This is a genomic window from Rhizobium sp. O111, assembly GCF_055616315.1.
Window position 1 is genome coordinate 849,502 of sequence record NZ_JBSHXL010000001.1, and the last position, 17,743, is coordinate 867,244.

A 17,743-nucleotide genomic window follows, 5' to 3' on the forward strand; every position below is an offset into this window, starting at 1 on the left:
AGCGACGTGGCCTATTGAAAGGCCGTCTCGAAGAAGCTTCTGAGCTTGCGTGAATGCAGCGTTTCCGGCGGCATGGCCGCGAGCTTCTGCACGGCGCGGATGCCGATCTGCAGATGCTGGTTGACCTGCGTTCGATAGAAGGCCGTCGCCATCCCCGGCAACTTCAGTTCGCCATGCAGCGGCTTGTCGGAGACGCAAAGCAGCGTTCCGTAAGGCACCCTGAAGCGGAAGCCGTTGGCGGCGATGGTTGCCGATTCCATGTCGAGCGCGATGGCACGGGCCTGAGACAGCCGCTTCACCGGTCCACGCTGGTCGCGCAGTTCCCAGTTGCGGTTGTCGATCGTACCCACGGTGCCGGTGCGCATGATGCGCTTGAGCTCGAAGCCCTCGTAGCCGGTGATCTCGGCCACGGCGGCCTCCAGCGCTACCTGCACTTCGGCAAGCGCCGGGATCGGCACCCAGACCGGCAGGTCGTCGTCGAGAACGTGGTCTTCGCGCATATAGGCATGCGCCAGCACGTAGTCACCCAATCGCTGGCTGTTGCGCAGGCCGGCGCAATGGCCAAGCATCAGCCACGCATGCGGGCGCAGCACCGCCACGTGGTCGGTGATCGTCTTTGCGTTGGACGGGCCGACGCCGATGTTGATCATGGTGATCCCGGCATGGCCCTTCTTCTTGAGGTGATAGGCCGGCATCTGCGGCAGGCGCGATAGCGTCGCGTCCGTCTCCGGCGTGCTGGAGCCGGCATGGGTGATGATGTTGCCGGGTTCGACGAAGCAGGTATAGCCATCGCCGCCATCGGCCATCAGCTTGCGCGCCCAGGCGCAGAACTCGTCGATGTAGAACTGGTAGTTGGTGAACAGAACGAAGTTCTGGAAGTGCTGCGCGCCCGTGGCCGTATAGTGCGACAGGCGGGCCAGCGAATAGTCGATGCGCTGTGCCGTGAAAGGCGCAAGCGGCGAGGGCTCGCCTGTCGGCGGGATATATTCGCCGTTGGCGATCTCGTCATCGGTGGTGTTGAGGTCGGGCGTGTCGAAGAGATCGCGCATCGGCACGTCGACGAAAGCCGACGCGGATGCCTCGACATGCGCGCCTTCGCCAAAGGCGAAATGCAGCGGGATCGGCGTGGTCGATTCGGAGACGACGACGGGCACATTGTGATTGCGCATCAAATGCCCGAGCTGTTCCTTCAGATAGTGCCGGAAGAGCGAGGGACGGGTGATCGTCGTCGTGTAGATGCCCGGTGCCGTGACGTGACCATAGGAGAGGCGCGTGTCGATATGGCCGAAGCTGGTCGTCTCGATGCTGACCTGCGGATAAAATGCCCGGTAGCGCGAGGTGATTGGCGCGCCCTGCGCCAGTTCCTTGAAGTGCTCGATCAGGAAGGTCGTGTTGCGCTCGTAAAGCTCTGTCAGCGCTTCGACGGCCTTGATGGGATCGTCGAAACTTTGCGGCTTGAAGGGGCTCGGAGACGAGACGTCGAGGGGGGCAGAAGGAGAGATTCGGTTGCTCATGAGGCATTATAGTACGTCGTTCTTAACAAGCAAACGACGCGTGCATGACCAGCCTGACAAGACCTGAATGGCCAATGACCGGTAGCCGGAATTGCGGTTGCCGGTCGCGGTGGTGTCAGTTGACGCTGGTGCAGATCGGGTTGGTTCTGTCGACGCAGGTATAGTTCGCGCCGAAATGCGACTGCGCGCCGCCGCCGGCATTGCGGTTGACGGCCGCCGAGAACGAGACGGCGAAGATCGCCGCGAACAGCGTGATGATGGTGAAGCGTCTTGCCATGATAAGCACTTCCGTATCCTTGCCCATGTGCCATGTTCCGAATGTCATGTGTGCGCCGGGTGCTGCTTGCGACGCAGTGCACTTTAGAATGACACCGTTTTGCCATGGTCAGGCTGAACCGATGCTGAGATCGGAATTCATCCGCCGTTCATGAAACAAGCATGGGCGGGAAGGACGGAAGAGATGCGCCCGATGGGCCGGGCGCACCGGATATCGTCTTACAAGCGTGTCCAGGTCTGCGACTTGCAGAGCACGGCGAGCACGCAGCCCTTCATCTTCAGCGAGTTGCCGGAAACCGTACCCGAGCCGCTATAGGTCTTGTCGTTGCTGGGATCGGTGATCTCGCCATTATAAGTACCGTCCTTGCCAGTCAGCGTACCGATCTTGCGCCCGGCATATTTGCCCGTCTTCAGCGTGATGCAGTAGCTGCCGCCGCAGGACGCGATCACGGCGGTATCGCCCGCCACCGTCTTCCAATTGCCTGCGATCGGCTCCTCGGCATGCGCAAGCGTTGCGGAGAGCGCCAATGCGCTCGCCAGAATGAGACTGCGGATCATCTTATTCCTCCCTGATGTCCTGAGGTTGCGGACGATAGCTTACGCGAACGTAAAGGTAAATATTTTTGGTTCCGGCATGCCTGAAAGTGCCCGTTCGCGAAGACGAATTCCCGTGTGTTTTCATTTGAGCGCTGATTTCGTGGTGAACGAAGGGTTGATTTTCAAATCTGAATTTTTCCTTAAACAAATGCCGGAACCCTTAATGAGCAGGCGATCCGATGTTTAACAAAAACCCAATTTTACCAAGCGTTTGCACTTTGTTTGTCTCAAATTAATCATGCATTTTAGGCGTTTTTTGAAGGGCTTGCTGCATATTGGAGCCATCAAACGAGCGGGGCAAACCCGCCGAGCCGAAGAGACCGAACGCCGCGTTAGACGGCAAGGCTCCGAGGTAAAACAGGGTAAGTCGATAACAGGCTAAACAGGGATAAAACCGATGGCACGCTTTGAAATGCATAATGCTGAAACGGCCACCATGGGTGGCGAAAACAACGCCGATGTCTTCTGCGAAATGGGTCTGATGTACGCGACAGGTCGCGGATGCTCCGTTGACCTCGTTGCGGCCCACAAATGGCTGAACATCGCCGCCATCAAGGGCCACGATCGCGCCGCCGAACTGCGCGCCGATCTCGCGGCCACGATGGACAAGATGCAGCTTGTCGAGGCGCTTCGCGCGGCTCGCGAATGGATGACGGTGCACTAAGCGACTGTCAGTGCTGACAATTCAATAAAAACAATAACCTCGAAGAGGGGATGGCGAGGCGCCATGCGCCTGCGCCGACATATCGAACCGCGACCGGCAGGAACAAGGCCGGCGCGGTTCTTGTCGTTCAATCAGCCGATCGATTTCAGAACCTGAGGCAGTGCCGCCTCGAACAGGTCCATATCGGCGGCCGGGCCGACGCTGACGCGAATGCAGCGGTTAAGCGGCGCCACGCCAGGCATGCGGATGAACACGCCATGCTGCATCAGCCCGTCGACGATCGCCCGCGCATAGGTGCCGTCGCGGCCCGCGTTGATGGCAACGAAATTGGTTGCCGACGGCAGCGCCTGCAGGCCGTTGGCAGCGGCGATACCGGCAATCCGCTCGCGCGCGGCGTGGATCTTGGCGATTACCTCAGAGAGATAGGCCTGATCCTTGAGCGCGGCGATTGCGCCGGCGACAGCCATCCGGTTCATGCCGAAATGGTTGCGGATCTTGTCGAAGGCGAGGGCAGTGCCCGGTGTCGAGATCGCATAGCCCACCCGCGCGCCGGCAAGGCCGTAAGCCTTCGAGAAGGTGCGGGTTCTGATCACGTTCGGCAGATCGATCAGCGATGCGATCGAGGGCAGGGCGCTGGCGGGGCCTGTCTCGCTGTAGGCCTCGTCGAGGATCAGCAGCGTGGTCTCGGGGATGGCGCGGGCAAAAGCCACCACGCGGTCGGCATCCCACCAACTGCCCATCGGATTGTCGGGGTTGGCGAAGTAGACGAGCGGCGGGTTTTCGCGCTTCACCGCATCCAGCAATCCGTCGAGATCTTCCCGATCGTTGACATAGGGAACGGTGACCAGCCGGCCGCCGAAGCCCGCCACATGAAAGTTGAAGGTCGGATAGCCGCCGAGCGACGTGACGACGGGTGCGCCGGGTTCGATCACCACGCGCACGATCTGCCCGAGCAACTCATCGATACCGCCGCCGATGGCGATATTGGCCGGCGTCGTGCCAAGATGGGCGGCAAGCGCTTCCTTCAGATCGTAGTTCTCGGGGTCGCTGTACTTCCAGATATCAGCGCCCGCCTCGCGCATTGCCGTCAGCACTGATGGGGCGGGGCCGAAGCCGTTTTCGTTGGCGCCGATGCGCGCTTTGACGGTAAGGCCGCGCTGGCGCTCGATGGCTTCTGGGCCGACGAAGGGAACGGTGGAGGGCAGGGCGCTGACAAGCGGTGTGAAGCGCGAGAAGGCAGACATTTTAAGGGCATTTCCCAAGGCTATGAAAATCGCGCCAACAATAGGCGCTGACAGTGCCATGGCAAGGACGATTATTCCGCTGGGAAGCCTATTTACATGCTGATCGTGCGGCTTGCGCTGATCGCTTCCATATTGCCGATCATGAAGTCGGCACGCACGACGCGGCGCAATACCTCGGGCTCGATCGTGTTGATGAAGCGCACATGCAGGCGCTCATTGCGCCGTGATACCTCGGCACAGCCGATGCGGTAGGCTAGCCCGAGAATGTTGAGATAGTAGTGCTTGGGAAGACCGGTCGCCGAGGCGACAAGAAGCGTGGCGCCGCCGCGGGAGATATCGATGATCTCGGCGCTGCGCATCGAGACACCCGTCAGACAGGGCCGCACGGCGACGATGCGGGCCGGACGCCGCACGTTGAACTGCTCCCACCGGGTCTCGTAAATCTCCGATTTCACCGTCGTGAGGTGCGTGTTGTTGAGCATCGACATCGCAGGCACACTCCTAAAATCAGGAAAATCCTAGTCTTTCCAATGGAGCGTCACATGAATGCTTTGCGCAATCATCAACGAAGTCACTGCAATTTTAGTGAATGAGAATTTAACTGAGAGCTCGGACCGCAAAAAATCCACCGGCGGCCGTCATCGCGGTGACGAAGCCGCCCCAGGCGAGATCGACGATGCTCATCAGCGGCGGCCAGTTCCTCAGCGTGGCGAGGTTCGTGACGTCATAAGTTCCGTAGGCGGCAAGGCCCAGGATCAGCCCGTAGATGACGGCGGTCCATAGGGACCCCGACGCGATCGCTGGAAGCACGGCGAGCACCACCACGGCAACGGCGAAGAAGAGATAGAAGATCGCGGCGATGCCGAAATTCGGTGACGGCAGCATCAGATCGCCGAGTTGATCGCGATAGAATGTCCGGGCGACGAGGCCGAGCCATATGGCATCCAACACGAGCAGGGTACCAAATGAACCGGCATAGGCGACGAGAGCTGTTTTCATGATCCTGTCCTGACGTTTGCCTCTCTGTACGTCCCCTACACGGATTGGATTGCCCATGGCGCGAATTCCACAAATCGTTGAACTCTTTACGATCCCGGGCGTTTGCCTCCTGTTCACGAGCACAAGTCTGTGCTCCCGAGTGCGAATTTCGCGCTCAAGATAGAAGATCAAGGAGACTGATATGGCTGACATCAGAGTGCCGCGAAATTCCTGGGTTGTGGTATGCGACGGAGGCAAGGCTCTGATTATGCAGAATGACGGCGACGTTAGCGGCGTCGATCTCAAGGTCAGGGAAACCCTGGCGCAACCGAACGAGCCCGATCGGGAAATCGGCACCGACAAGCCCGGCCGGGCCCATAGCGCGGATGGTCGGGGTAGCGCGGTCGAGGAGCTCGATTGGCACGATCAGGCCGAGGCCGAATTCCTGAAGCAGATCGCGTTCAAGCTGGATGACCTGATCATCGAGAAGGATGCGACCAACATCGTGCTGGTGGCGCCGCCGCGCGCGCTCGGAACGCTTCGTTCCAACCTCAGCGTCGAGGCGCAGGCGATTATATCTGCCGAAATTCCCAAGGATTACACGAACTTGCCGATCGATCAGATCGAGCGGCGTTTGGCGGCCTGACGATATCAGGCGAAACCGGAGCGGGCGCAAGCCCGCTCTTTTTCTAGGGGTGACTGGTCCTAGTTTTCGAAGCTCAGGCGCAGCACGTGGTGCAGGAATTCCGGATTGATCAGCATGTTGAAGCTGATCGTCGCGAGGTCGCCCTCGCGTTTCACCAGCGTCGCGCCGATCTCATCCTGGATGCCGAGAATTTCCAGAAAGAAATGGTTCGGCATCTCGATCGAAGCGTTCACTTCGAGCGTCGCGCCGGCGAGCGTGATGCTGCGGATCAGGCAACGGAGTTGGGTAGCGGTGCTGAGGTGATGGCCGACGAAAATGATCTTGCCGGGGCGATCGAGCGCGAATTCCCGGTAAGCCTGCTCCGGTTCGGGATGTGCAGTATCGAGGTGCATCTGAAAGGCCATGGTCGCCTCCGCTGGTTGTCTGGTTTCAATCTAGGGCAAGTGTGCTGAATAGTTCTGAAAAAGATCTTTAAAACTAGATGCTTATGTAGATTGTGGCGCTCAAAAGTCCCATTTTTAGGCAATATTCGTCAGTTTTGCCGGAAATTTGCGCAGGTTGACAGTTGCGCCTCCCTGCCTCATACCGAAAACCGGTTAGAGACGCCTGCCGCTCGCGGATGAAAATCCATGGTGAAGATCTCCCGGAATGAACGGTCACAGCCCTTTGTGCATGCTGACTGGTGGCAACGCGAGCTCCCAACTGCTTCGAACAGCATGCCTTTTTGAAAGGCTGAACCATGAACTATCCTTCGATCGACGATCTGAAGGCCCAGGCAAAGCGATTACGTAGCGCCATGGAATCCAGCGGCACACCGATCTCGCATAGCGCCGCTCTCGAGCTTATCGCCAGCCAGCACGGCGTCCGCGACTGGAACACGCTGTCGGCGCTGGCAAACAGGCCCAACACGACGCCGCTTGCCGCACTCACCGTGGGCGCGCGGGTGAGCGGTCGCTATCTCAACCAGCCGTTCACCGGCAAGATCCTGGCGCTTGGCGAACAATCCGGCGGCCTGCACAAGTTGACGCTTCATTTCGACGAGCCCGTCGATGTCGTCACCTTCGAGAGCTTCTCGGCCTTTCGACAGAGGGTCAACGCGCAGGTCGACGAGAACGGCGTCTCCCCGCGCAAGACCTCGAACGGCTTGCCGCAGCTGGTGCTCGATATCTGATGTCGGGCGCCTGAAACGAAAAAGCCGCGCTGTCGAGGCGCGGCTTTTGTCGTCATGCTTGCGGTCTCAGGCCTTGAGCAGCCATTCATGCTCCGGCGCGTTGTAGAACTTCCAGACGCGCTTCGGGCCGGCCATGACGTTGAGATAGTAGAGATCGTAGCCGTGCGTGGCAGCGCAGGGGTGATACCCTTTCGGCACCAGCGTCACGTCGCCATCCTCAAGCACCATTGCTTCGTCAAGCGACCGGTCGTCGGTATAGACGCGCTGGAAGCCAAAACCCTGCGGCGGGTTCAGGCGGTGGTAATAGGTCTCCTCGAGGAAGCTCTCGTTCGGCAGATTGTCCTGGTCGTGCTTGTGCGGCGGGTAGGAGGAAGTATGCCCGCCTGGCGTGATCACTTCGACGACGAGCAGCGAATAGGCCGACGCGTCATCCTCGGGCATGATGTTGTTGACGTAGCGCACATTGGTGCCCTTGCCGCGCGTCAACGCCGGATGCGTGCCCGGCGGGATCGCCTTCGCCTCATAGGCGCCACCGCCCGGCGCCGAGCAGACCGCCAGCTCCAGATCGGTCTCGGCCGTCACCGACCATGCCGATTCCATTGGGATATAGAGCGCATGCGGCGCCCCATCGAACGGGCTCATGCGCTCGCCGAGCGTGCCGAAATCCCTGGTGCCGGCGCTGGCCTTGCCCTTGCCGCTCACCCAGACGAGGCACACCTCGCGCTCGCCGGTTTCGCCGGACACGGTCTCGCCAGCTTTCAGCCGGTGCATGTCGAAACCGACATAGGTCCAGCCGGCGCTCTCGGGTGTGACATGGGTGACGCGGCCGTGCGTTCCTGTTGGTTTGACTTTGAGGTTTGGCATTTGTTTCTCCTCGGTATCGTTGTGGGTGCGGCGCCCCCTCTGTCCTGCCGGACATCTCCCCCACAAGGGGGGAGATCGACATGCGGTGAGGTTTACGCCAAACACTGAAGGTAGAGGGAGCGGTTGCGCCCAGCCAATCTCCCCACCTGTGGGGGAGATGCCCGGCAGGGCAGAGGGGGGTATACCACCCACCGTTCTCGCGTAAGACTACCCCTTCGGAAACCCTTCCGTCTCCACCGTATATCCGGCAGCCGTCATCACCCGCATCAGTTCCGCGTGACCGATCTCCGCCATCTTCTGCGGCGGCGCCTTGCGTGGGTCCTGCTCGGCCTCGACGACGAACCAGCCCTCATAGCCGTAATCGGCGAAGCGCTTCACGATCGCGCCGAAATCGAGCGACCCGTCGCCCGGCACGGTGAAGGCGCCGAGCGCCACCGCATCGAGGAAGGACTGCCTGCTGCGGTCGAGACCGTCGACCACCGACTTGCGGATGTCCTTGACGTGGACATGGTTGATGCGGGCGTGGTGGTTGTCGATGGCGCGCAGCACGTCGCCGCCGGCAAAGGCAAGGTGGCCGGCATCGAGCAGCAGCGGAATGCCGGCGCCCGAGTTGTGCATGAAGGCGTCGAGCTCCGGCTCGGTCTCGACCACGGCCGCCATGTGATGGTGGTAGGAAAGCGGCATGCCCTGTTCCGCGCACCATTCGCCGAACTGCGTGACCTTGCGGGCATAGGCCTTCATCTCGTCGTCGGAGAGTTTCGGCTTGGTGGCGAGCGGCTTGGAACGGTCGCCCTGGATCGAGCGGCCGACTTCGCCATAAACGATGCAGGGAGCATCGACGGCCTTGAAGAGCTCGATCATCGGCTGGATGCGATCCTTGTTGGCCGCAAGCTCCTCGTCGACCAGAGTACCGGAAAACCATCCGCCGCACAGCGTCACGTCGGCCGCCTTCAGGATCGGCAGCATTTCCCGCGGATTATTCGGGAACCGGCGCCCCTGTTCCATGCCGGTAAAACCGGCGCCGCGCGACTGGCGCAGGCATTCCTCCAGCGATACGTCGTCGCTGAGCTCAGGAAGGTCGTCGTTCCACCACGCGATGGGCGACATGCCAAGTTTGGCTTTCATTGTTGTTTCTCCTCGTCATTCTCTAAAGTCAGCGAGCGCGGCCCCCTCATCCCCGGTGCAACTTTTTGCACCTGAACCCTACGGGCACCTTCTCCCGGAGGGGAGAAGGGAAGATGGAGCGAGCGCCTCACCACGTTTCTCTTCTCCCCAACGGGGAGAAGGTGGCGGCAGCCGGATGAGGGGGCCACTTGCTCTAAAGCTTCAAATCAACCAATCCGCTGCGCTTCGCGCGCCTTCATGTAATTGGCGCGCGCCTTGTTGACCTCCTCGCGCGAACTCACCTCCGGCACAGCCACATCCCACCAATGCCCACCGGCCTCCGTCGTGATCAGCGGATCCGTATCGATCACGAACACCGACGTCCGGTCGTTCTTTTTCGAATCGATGATCGCCTGCTCAAGCTCGGCGATCGAGGACACCTTGACCGCGATCGCCCCCATGCTTTCGGCATGTGCGCGGAAGTCGATGTCGGGCATGACCTCGTAATAGGAGTCCTTCAGCAGATTGTTGAAGTTGGCCCCGCCGGTGCCCATCTGCAGACGGTTGATGCAGCCGTAGCCGCGGTTGTCCAGGACGACGATGTTGAGCTTCAGGCCCAGCATCACCGAGGTCGCGAGCTCTGAATTCAGCATCATGTAGGAGCCATCGCCTACCATGACGACGACGTCCTTGTCGGGATGCGCCATCTTGGCGCCGAGGCCGCCCGCGATCTCGTAACCCATGCAGGAGAAGCCGTATTCCATATGGTAGCTGCCCGGCGCCGTGGCCGGCCAGAGCTTGTGGAGTTCGCCAGGCAGACCGCCGGCCGCGCAAAGCGCGATCGCGTTCTCTCCGCCGATGGTGCGGGTGACCGCGCCGATCACCTGGGCGTCGGAGGGCAGCGCAGCGTTTGTGGTTGCCATCGCCTTGGCGGCGGCTTCCATCCAGATCTTCTTTTCCTTCTCGGCCTTCGCCGAAAGCACTGCCGGAGCCTTCCAGCCGGCAAGACCCTCGGAGATCGCCTTCAAACCTTCGCGCGCATCCGCCACCAGGGGAAGCCCGTCATGCTTGACGGCGTCGTAGGCGGCGATGTTGAGGCCGAGGATGGAGAGCTTCTCATTCTTGAACAGCGCCCATGAACCGGTGGTGAAGTCCTGGCAGCGTGTACCGACGGCGATCAGCAAATCGGTTTCTTCCGCAAGCGCATTAGCGGCCGACGTGCCGGTGACCCCGACCGAGCCGAGCGCCAGCGGATGCCGCTCGTCGATCGCCGACTTGCCGGCCTGCGTGACGACGACAGGAATGCCATGCGCATCCGCGAAATCGGTGAGTTCCTTCGTCGCCTGCGAATAGAGCACACCGCCGCCGGCGATGATGACAGGCTTTTCCGACTTCTTGATCAGCGCGATGGCGTTCGCCAGCTCGTCCGCATCGGGGCGAGGGCGCCGCGTGGTCCAGATGCGCTCCTCGAAGAAGCTCTCTGGATAATCGAAAGCTTCCGCCTGAACATCCTGGCAGAGCGACAGTGTCACCGGACCGCAATCATATGGATCGGTCAGCACCTGCATGGCGCGCTTCAGCGCCGAGATGATCTGTTCCGGCCGGGTAATGCGGTCGAAATAGCGCGAGACCGGGCGGAAGGCGTCGTTGGCGGAAACCGTGCCGTCGCCGAAATCCTCGATCTGCTGCAGCACCGGATCCGGCGCGCGGTTGGCGAAGACGTCGCCTGGGAGGAAGAGCACGGGGATGCGGTTGACATGCGCCACGCCCGCCGCCGTCACCATGTTCAGCGCGCCAGGGCCGATCGATGTCGTGCAGGCCATGAAGCGCTGGCGGAAGCTCGCCTTGGCATAGGCGATCGCGGCATGCGCCATGCCCTGCTCGTTATGGGCGCGATAGGTCTTAAGCTCGCCGCGCACCTGATAGAGCGCTTCACCGATGCCCGCGACATTGCCATGGCCGAAGATCGCCCAGACGCCGCCGAAGATCGGCACCGTCTTGCCGTCGATGACGGTCATCTGCTTCTTCAGAAAGTGGGTGACGGCCTGCGCCATCGTCAATCGTACAGTCTTGCCCATAAGGCTCCTCCCGCAATTCTCGTATCCGTTTTTCCCCTCCCCAACGCCTCGCCTAACGCACCGGGTTGGGGAGAAGTCTATTCGCAATTAAGAACCTAGCCCGCGTGTTTTCAACCAGGCTTCGGTCAGTTCACGGAAGCGTCCGGCCATGTCCGATATCGCCTGCTCGTCATTGATCTTGCCGGACAGCCAGGCCCGCGCCGCATCCGAAAAGATCGTCCTTCCCACGGCAAAGCCCTTGACCGAAGGTGCCGCCAGCGTCGCCTCGAAGCCCTTCACCAGCTCGTCCGCCGGTGCCTCGAGCCCCAGCAGCACGATGCCGCGGCACCATGGGTCGTTCTTGGCGATGACGGCATCGATCTTCTTCCACGCCGCGCTCGATGCCTGCGGTTCCAGCTTCCACCAGTCCGGCTTGATGCCGAGCGCATAGAGCTCTTCCATTGCTGTCGAGATGGTGTCGTCGGTGAGCGGCCCGTTCTTGCTGGCGATGATCTCGACCAGCAGCTCGCGACCAACCTTGCGCGCCGCCTCGAATAGCGTCCGCAGCTTCTCCTGCTGTTCGGTCTTCAGCTCTGCGGGATCGTCGGGATGATAGAAGCACAGGCACTTGATGCAATGATCGAGCGGCCATTCGACCAGTTGCGAGCCGATATCTTGGCTGAACTCGAAACGCAGCGGCTTCGAGCCGGGCAGCTCGACCGGCCGCCCGATCCAGGCGAAGTTCTTGGTCGCTGCGTCGAAGAAGGCATCGCGCCCGAAGCGCTCGTCGATCAGCATCCCATAGCCGCTGCGGCCATCGGCGACGCGCGCGGCGGCTTCCACCGCCAGCCGCTTGAAGGCGACGATCTGCTTGTAGTCGACGCCGAGTTCGTCGCAGACGCTTGTCAGCTGCGAGCGATGATCGATGGCGAGCGCCATGAGGAGCGGGATGTCGCCCTTGCGGTTCGAGGCCCAGTGAATGTGGTTGATCGCCTCATCCTTGCGCAGCGCCCGATGCGTGCTGCCGTTCTTCAGGAAGAAGTCGAGCTCCGCCCAGGTCGGATATTCTGGCGAGCAGAGCAGGCGGGAGACCGCAAAGGCACCGCAGGCGTTCGCCCAGGTGGCGCAGGTCTTCAGCGGCTCATCCTTCAGCCATCCCCGCAGGAAGCCGGACATGAAGGCATCGCCCGCGCCGAGCACGTTAAACACCTCGATCGGGAAACCTTCGCCGACGATGCCGGCTTCGAGATCGTCCGAGATCGGCCCGTCATAGACGATGCAGCCCATCGCGCCGCGCTTCAAGACGATAGTCGCGGACGACAGGCGGCGGATTTCCTTCAGCGCGCCGAGCACGTCGTCGGCGCCCGAGGCAATCAGGATTTCCTCTTCCGTGCCGACGATCAGGTCGCAATCCGGCAGCGTCTCCTTCATCTTCGAGGATACGCGGTCCGATTTCACATAGCGCTCGAAGCCTTCGGCATGGCCGGCAAGGCCCCAGAGGTTCGGGCGATAATCGATATCGAAGATCACCTTGCGGCCATTGGCCTTGGCGATACGGATCGCCTTGCGCTGCGCCGCTTCCGTCTTCGGCCGCGAGAAATGCGTTCCCGAAACCAGCACCGCGCGCGAGGACTTTATATAGGCCTCGTCGATATCGCCTTCTTCGAGCGCCATGTCGGCACAGTCGGAGCGGTAAAAGATCATCGGCGAAACGCCTTCGGCCTCGACCGCCAGAAGCACCAGCGCCGTCAGCCGCTCTTTGTCGGTCACGATGCCGTCGGTCGCAACGCCCTCGCGTGCCGATTGCTCACGAATGAAGCGGCCCATCTGCTCATCGCCGACGCGGGTGATCAGCCCCGACTTCAGACCGAGGCGCGCCGTGCCGATCGCGATATTCGCCGGGCAGCCGCCGACAGACTTGGCGAAGGACGCGATGTTTTCGAGTTTGGAACCGATCTGCTGGCCATAGAGATCGACCGAAGAGCGGCCGATGGTAATCACATCAAGCGACAGCCCCGGATTCGCGCCCGGTTGAGTTAGTGCCATCATGTCCTCCCGATCATTTTCAGTCCGGCGTGGATGTCCGCCGGTGATATTGATCAATGAAACATCGGTTCCGTTTGAATGTCAATTCAGAATGTTTATTCCATTTTTGCTTTTTTGGATTTTGGCTGCCCCAGCTTTCGCCGCCGCTCGGCGATCGCCACCGGCAGCGCCATGGTCAGCGCCATCGAGGCGGAAAGCGAACGGAAGCCGGCAAAATCGGCCTCCGCCACTTCGAACCAGCAGGCGGCGCTGGTGGCGAGCGGCGAGAAAGCCGAATCGGTGATGACGACGACAGGCACGCCACGCTCCTTAAGCATCTCCGCCTGGCCGAGGCTTTCAGCAGCGTAGGGCGAAAAACTCGCCGCGATCGCCGCATCCTTGGGCGTTGCGAACTGGACGGTCTCGGGGTCGACGCCATTGGGAGAAGCGACGATCTGGTGACGGATATTGAGCTTCGAGAAGGCGTAGCTCATATGCGCCGTCAGCGGATAGGAGCGGCGCTTGGCAATCAAATAGATGGTATCGGCCGCCGCCAGAATATCGACCGCCTTGCTGAACGTGTCCGACTGAACGGTCGCGGCCAGCCGGTTGATCGATTGGCCGGCGGCCGAAATGAAGCCGGAAAGCAGATTGGCATCCTCGTCCTCGCCGCCCGATTGCTCCAGCGTCACCAGCCGCTCTTCGTAGGTCAGCGTCCGGTCGCGCAGCCTCTCGCGAAATATGCTCTGCAGGTCGGAAAAGCCCTCATATCCCAAATGATGCGCAAGCCGCACCAGCGTCGATGGCTGAACCTCGGAAGCCGACGCGATGCTTGCCGTCGTGCCGAAGGCGATTTCATCGGGATTGGCCAGCGCGAAAGCCGCCACCTGCGCCAGGCGCTTCGGCATGGTCGCCTTGCGCTCGATGATCGTGCTGCGCAGGCTCTCGAAATCCCTCGGAACGCGAGAGGGGGCCTTGGGGTCGTTGTCCATGTGTTGATCCGAAAATGAAACGTATATTCCAGTTTCCCGACCATAGATGATTTCCAATCCCGGGCATATTTGTTTTTTATTCGGGGAATATCGAGCCATTTCCGCTGTTTGATGGCTGTCACGTGCTTCTTGGCTCGATCACCAGTCTTGTCAAAATGGTCCAAGCATTCCAAATCATGGTCGAAGCGGGAGGATATCATGAAGTCATTGGGCGTTGGCCGGTTCATTCCTGCGCCAGGTCACGGCCTCGGCTTCAACGATCTGAAGATCATCGAATACCGCGAACTCATTCGTGCGATTTCCGGTGAGCCGTCGGTGATCGTCACATTCGAAGACGGTCTTAGGATAGAAAAGTCTGTTCACGCCATGGCAGAGTCCTATCACCAGCGCCGCTGGATCGAGATCGCCTGACGGCGCTCCGCTCCGGTTGACGACGCAAGGGGCAGGGGATAGGCCTTTGCTCGATACAGTGAATGCGGGAGTGATATCGTGACGGACAGATTGGTGATTATCGGCGCAGGTCAGGCAGGCTTTGCAATGGCGGCCAAGCTTCGTGCGCTCAAGGATACCAGGCCCATCACCATTCTTGGCGCCGAGGATGTGCTGCCTTATCAGCGCCCGCCACTCACCAAGAAGTATCTGCTCGGCGAAATGAGCTTCGACCGCCTGCTGTTTCGCCCCGAGCAGTGGTTCGCAGACAATGATGTTGAGATTCGTCTCTCTACATGGGTCGAGCAGATCAAGCGCGACAAGAAGCAGGTCGTGCTCCAGGATGGCTCCACCATCGACTATGGCACCCTGGCGCTGACGACGGGCTCGACGCCGCGTGGCCTGCCGGCGGCGATCGGTGGCGATCTCGAAGGCGTCTATGTCGCACGCGACAAGCGCGACGCGGATCTTCTGGCCGCCGAAATGCGCCCCGGCCGCCGCGTCCTTATTATAGGCGGCGGTTATATCGGCCTTGAGGCCGCAGCCGTCGCGCGCCATTTGGGCCTTGAAGTCACCGTCATTGAAATGGCCGACCGCATTCTGCAGCGTGTCGCCGCCAAGGAGACCGCGGATATCATGCGCGTCATCCACGAAGAGCATGACGTGCAGATTCGCGAAAAGACCGGCCTCAAACATCTGATCGGCCGCGACGGCAAGCTCGTTGGCGCCGAACTCTCCGATGGCTCGATCATCGATATCGATTTCGCCATCGTTGGCATCGGCGTGACGCCGAACGACCAGCTCGCCAAGGAATCGGGCCTTGAGGTTGCGAACGGCATCGTCGTCGATGAATTCGCGCGCACCTCCGACCCATCAATCTTCGCGGCCGGAGATTGCGCGGCACTCCCGTGGCAGGGCGGGCGCATCCGTCTCGAATCGGTGCAGAACGCCGTCGATCAGGCCGACGCGGCCGCCGCCATCATTGCAGGCGGCAACGCGCCCTACGAGCCGAAGCCCTGGTTCTGGTCCGATCAATATGATGTGAAGCTGCAGATCGCCGGCTTCAATCTCGGCTACGACGAAACGCTCCTGCGCCCTGGCGCGCGCGAAGGCGCGCATTCGATCTGGTACTTCAAATCAGGCAAGTTCATCGCCGTCGATGCGATTAACGATGCCAAGGCCTATGTCAGCGGCAAGAAGATGCTGGAACTTGGCATAAACCCCGACAAGTCGATCCTCGCCGACGGGTCTTCCGATCTGAAGCAATTGCTGGCTTAGAAATAAGCCGGCTTTTTCTTCAGGGACAAAGCCGAAAAGCGCTTGCGTCCCCCAGCGAATGACTCTATCAGGCTCTCGACCGGAGAGGTGGCCGAGTGGTCGAAGGCGCTCCCCTGCTAAGGGAGTATACCCGGAAGGGTATCGTGGGTTCGAATCCCATCTTCTCCGCCATCATCCCAAATGTCCGACACGGACGCATGGGTACTGCTCCTTAGTCGAGCGATTTTTCCAAACAGACACTTCAGTGATTTTGCGTCGAACCTACTTGGTCGCGCGCGCATCTCTGCGCGCCGCGGACCTTGTCGTCATCTCCATGACACGACGATGACAGCGCCGCACAGAATCGCTTCGAGAATCATCGGACGCTCCGCAAGCGATTCCGCATAGGCGTCTCTGCTGATCTGTCACGCCACTTATTCATTCACCTGCTAAAATCCTTGGCTATCCCGCCGAATCCGGCCGGAAAACGGTACCAATGTGGCACATCGCCGGGTTTTGCCGTGCTGTCGGTTGGCACTAAACCCCCGCAAAACCAGGGCTTTCTTAACGAAGTATAAACAAACGGAATGGCCGCATGTCGTATTTGTGACCTTTCAGCAACAGCGCATACGGAAGGCTGTCGTAAATCCCCCAATCGAACAAGTTGGTGATTGCGTGACAGGCCGGGTCTTGTATTTTCAACTTCGGAAGCGAGGGCGGTTGATCGTCCGACTTCTTGAAACACGGTGACGGGGCAGGGAACGCTGCCAAAACGGCGAAAACCCGGATCCGATTGAAACTTTGAATTGGAGGTCAATATGAACATCAAGAGCCTACTTCTCGGCTCCGCAGCTGCCCTGGCAGTTGTATCCGGCGCTCAGGCTGCTGACGCGATTGTTGCAGCTGAACCGGAAGCAGTAGAATACGTTCGCGTTTGCGACGCATACGGCACCGGCTACTTCTACATCCCGGGCACGGAAACCTGCCTGAAGATCAACGGTTACATCCGTTTCCAGGTTGATGCTGGCAAGGATGCTTCCGGTACGTCTGACTGGGATTCGTTCACTCGCGGCCAGGTTCAGTTCACGGCTAAGAGCGACACCGAGTACGGTCCGCTGACCGGCGTTATCGTTCTGCAGACGGACGCTGACAACGCTACGCAGCAGTCTTCCTACCTCGACTCTGCTTACATCGACATCGCCGGCTTCCGCGCTGGTCTGTTCTACAGCTGGTGGGACGATGGTCTCTCTGGCGAAACCGACTCGCTTGCTTCTGGCCCGACCCTGCACAACTCCATTCGTTACCAGTATGAGTCTGGCGACTTCTACGCCGGTATCTCGGTTGACGAACTGGAAGACAGCATCCACTCGAGCCTCGGTGAATCCGCGAACAACGTTGGTATCGCTGCTGGTATCGGTGGCAAGGCTGGCGCATTCAGCTACCAGCTGATCGGCGGCTACGACACGGATACCGAAGAAGGTGCAATCCGCGGTATGGCTACGGTTGCAGTTGGTCCGGGCACCCTCGGCCTCGCAGCTGCTTGGGCTTCTGGCCCGAACGCCTACTACGAAGAGTCGGAGTGGACGATTGCTGCTGAATACGCCATCCAGGCAACCGACAAGCTGAAGATCACCCCCGGTGTTCAGTACTTCGACAACTACCGCAACGGTGGTTACGTATCTGGCGGTCGTTTCACCACCACCACCGACTTCTCGGATCAGGACATCTGGAAGGCTGGCGTAACGCTTGACTACCAGATCGTAGAAAACTTCTACGCTAAGGCTTCGGTACAGTGGCAGGACCACACGTCGGCGACGAACGACGACGACAACTGGTCGGGTTACTTCCGTCTGCAGCGTGCATTCTAATCTGATCTGACTTCGGTCTAATCAGGAAAGCCCGGTTCGCATGAACCGGGCTTTTTG

General features: G+C 60.3%; 17 protein-coding genes, 1 tRNA gene and 1 pseudogene. 7 read left to right on the forward strand and 12 right to left on the reverse strand.

Translation table 11 applies throughout. From position 1 onward, the window contains the following. Positions 1-11 precede the first annotated feature (11 nt). The 3 genes from amn to ACVTFQ_RS04250 all read right to left on the reverse strand — a co-directional run bounded on the left by amn (position 12) and on the right by ACVTFQ_RS04250 (position 2,348). Positions 12-1,514, reverse strand: coding sequence for an AMP nucleosidase (gene amn, locus ACVTFQ_RS04240; RefSeq protein WP_112437069.1), 1,503 nt, complete (start codon positions 1,512-1,514; stop codon positions 12-14). A 115-nt stretch (positions 1,515-1,629) separates the two neighbouring features. Then, on the reverse strand, positions 1,630-1,839 hold the full coding sequence (locus ACVTFQ_RS04245; protein WP_247750131.1) for a hypothetical protein: 210 nt from the start codon (positions 1,837-1,839) through the stop codon (positions 1,630-1,632). Positions 1,840-2,009: 170 nt separating this feature from the next. After that, positions 2,010-2,348 carry a DUF2147 domain-containing protein gene (locus ACVTFQ_RS04250; RefSeq protein WP_047513524.1) on the reverse strand — a complete coding sequence of 113 codons (339 nt, stop codon included), beginning with the start codon at positions 2,346-2,348 and terminating at the stop codon, positions 2,010-2,012. Positions 2,349-2,784: 436 nt separating this feature from the next. Between ACVTFQ_RS04250 and ACVTFQ_RS04255 the strand changes: the two genes are divergently transcribed. Continuing rightward, on the forward strand, positions 2,785-3,051 hold the full coding sequence (locus tag ACVTFQ_RS04255; RefSeq protein WP_018898836.1) for an SEL1-like repeat protein: 267 nt from the start codon (positions 2,785-2,787) through the stop codon (positions 3,049-3,051). 131 nt (positions 3,052-3,182) lie between these two features. Here the strand turns inward: ACVTFQ_RS04255 and ACVTFQ_RS04260 are convergent, their stop codons facing one another. The 3 genes from ACVTFQ_RS04260 to ACVTFQ_RS04270 all read right to left on the reverse strand — a co-directional run bounded on the left by ACVTFQ_RS04260 (position 3,183) and on the right by ACVTFQ_RS04270 (position 5,294). Further along, on the reverse strand, positions 3,183-4,295 hold the full coding sequence (locus tag ACVTFQ_RS04260) for a pyridoxal phosphate-dependent aminotransferase (RefSeq protein WP_111561060.1): 1,113 nt from the start codon (positions 4,293-4,295) through the stop codon (positions 3,183-3,185). 92 nt (positions 4,296-4,387) lie between these two features. Next, positions 4,388-4,783: a hypothetical protein gene (locus tag ACVTFQ_RS04265; protein WP_018898834.1), complete on the reverse strand. Its 396-nt coding sequence runs from the start codon at positions 4,781-4,783 to the stop codon at positions 4,388-4,390. Between the two features lie 109 nt (positions 4,784-4,892). Then, entirely contained in the window at positions 4,893-5,294 is a 402-nt protein-coding gene (locus tag ACVTFQ_RS04270) for a DUF2177 family protein (RefSeq protein ID WP_111561061.1), read from the reverse strand. A 181-nt stretch (positions 5,295-5,475) separates the two neighbouring features. Here ACVTFQ_RS04270 and ACVTFQ_RS04275 point away from each other — a divergent pair, with 181 nt between their 5' ends. Beyond that, positions 5,476-5,919, forward strand: coding sequence for a baeRF12 domain-containing protein (locus ACVTFQ_RS04275; RefSeq protein ID WP_018898832.1), 444 nt, complete (start codon positions 5,476-5,478; stop codon positions 5,917-5,919). Between the two features lie 59 nt (positions 5,920-5,978). On the opposite strand, the gene ACVTFQ_RS04280 is transcribed toward ACVTFQ_RS04275, so the two are convergent. Next, on the reverse strand, positions 5,979-6,311 hold the full coding sequence (locus tag ACVTFQ_RS04280; protein WP_026283067.1) for a hypothetical protein: 333 nt from the start codon (positions 6,309-6,311) through the stop codon (positions 5,979-5,981). Positions 6,312-6,658: 347 nt separating this feature from the next. On the opposite strand from ACVTFQ_RS04280, the gene ACVTFQ_RS04285 reads away from it, so the two are divergent. Next, a complete protein-coding gene (locus tag ACVTFQ_RS04285) occupies positions 6,659-7,090 on the forward strand; it encodes a glyoxalase superfamily protein (RefSeq protein WP_111561062.1) in 432 nt (143 codons plus the stop codon). A gap of 66 nt (positions 7,091-7,156) precedes the next feature. On the opposite strand, the gene iolB is transcribed toward ACVTFQ_RS04285, so the two are convergent. The 5 genes from iolB to ACVTFQ_RS04310 all read right to left on the reverse strand — a co-directional run bounded on the left by iolB (position 7,157) and on the right by ACVTFQ_RS04310 (position 14,132). Next, positions 7,157-7,954, reverse strand: coding sequence for a 5-deoxy-glucuronate isomerase (gene iolB / locus ACVTFQ_RS04290; protein ID WP_111561063.1), 798 nt, complete (start codon positions 7,952-7,954; stop codon positions 7,157-7,159). A gap of 207 nt (positions 7,955-8,161) precedes the next feature. Next, positions 8,162-9,079 (reverse strand): myo-inosose-2 dehydratase, encoded by a 918-nt coding sequence (gene iolE, locus ACVTFQ_RS04295; RefSeq protein ID WP_111561065.1) that lies wholly within the window; start codon positions 9,077-9,079, stop codon positions 8,162-8,164. Positions 9,080-9,285: 206 nt separating this feature from the next. Further along, a complete protein-coding gene (gene iolD, locus ACVTFQ_RS04300; protein ID WP_111561066.1) occupies positions 9,286-11,136 on the reverse strand; it encodes a 3D-(3,5/4)-trihydroxycyclohexane-1,2-dione acylhydrolase (decyclizing) in 1,851 nt (616 codons plus the stop codon). An 87-nt stretch (positions 11,137-11,223) separates the two neighbouring features. Further along, positions 11,224-13,164 carry a bifunctional 5-dehydro-2-deoxygluconokinase/5-dehydro-2-deoxyphosphogluconate aldolase gene (locus ACVTFQ_RS04305; protein ID WP_470423675.1) on the reverse strand — a complete coding sequence of 647 codons (1,941 nt, stop codon included), beginning with the start codon at positions 13,162-13,164 and terminating at the stop codon, positions 11,224-11,226. Positions 13,165-13,256: 92 nt separating this feature from the next. Continuing rightward, positions 13,257-14,132, reverse strand: a complete 876-nt coding sequence (locus ACVTFQ_RS04310) for a MurR/RpiR family transcriptional regulator (RefSeq protein WP_047513501.1) — start codon at positions 14,130-14,132, stop codon at positions 13,257-13,259. Between the two features lie 219 nt (positions 14,133-14,351). Between ACVTFQ_RS04310 and ACVTFQ_RS04315 the strand changes: the two are divergent. The 4 genes and pseudogenes from ACVTFQ_RS04315 to ACVTFQ_RS04330 all read left to right on the forward strand — a co-directional run. Next, a pseudogene (locus ACVTFQ_RS04315) lies at positions 14,352-14,543 on the forward strand (Gfo/Idh/MocA family oxidoreductase); the annotation flags it as partial. Between the two features lie 78 nt (positions 14,544-14,621). Next, positions 14,622-15,839: an NAD(P)/FAD-dependent oxidoreductase gene (locus tag ACVTFQ_RS04320; protein ID WP_111561068.1), complete on the forward strand. Its 1,218-nt coding sequence runs from the start codon at positions 14,622-14,624 to the stop codon at positions 15,837-15,839. An 81-nt stretch (positions 15,840-15,920) separates the two neighbouring features. Then, a tRNA-Ser gene (locus ACVTFQ_RS04325) sits at positions 15,921-16,010 on the forward strand. Between the two features lie 626 nt (positions 16,011-16,636). Then, complete coding sequence (locus ACVTFQ_RS04330) at positions 16,637-17,686, forward strand: porin (protein ID WP_047513658.1); 1,050 nt, start codon at positions 16,637-16,639, stop codon at positions 17,684-17,686. Positions 17,687-17,743 lie beyond the last annotated feature (57 nt).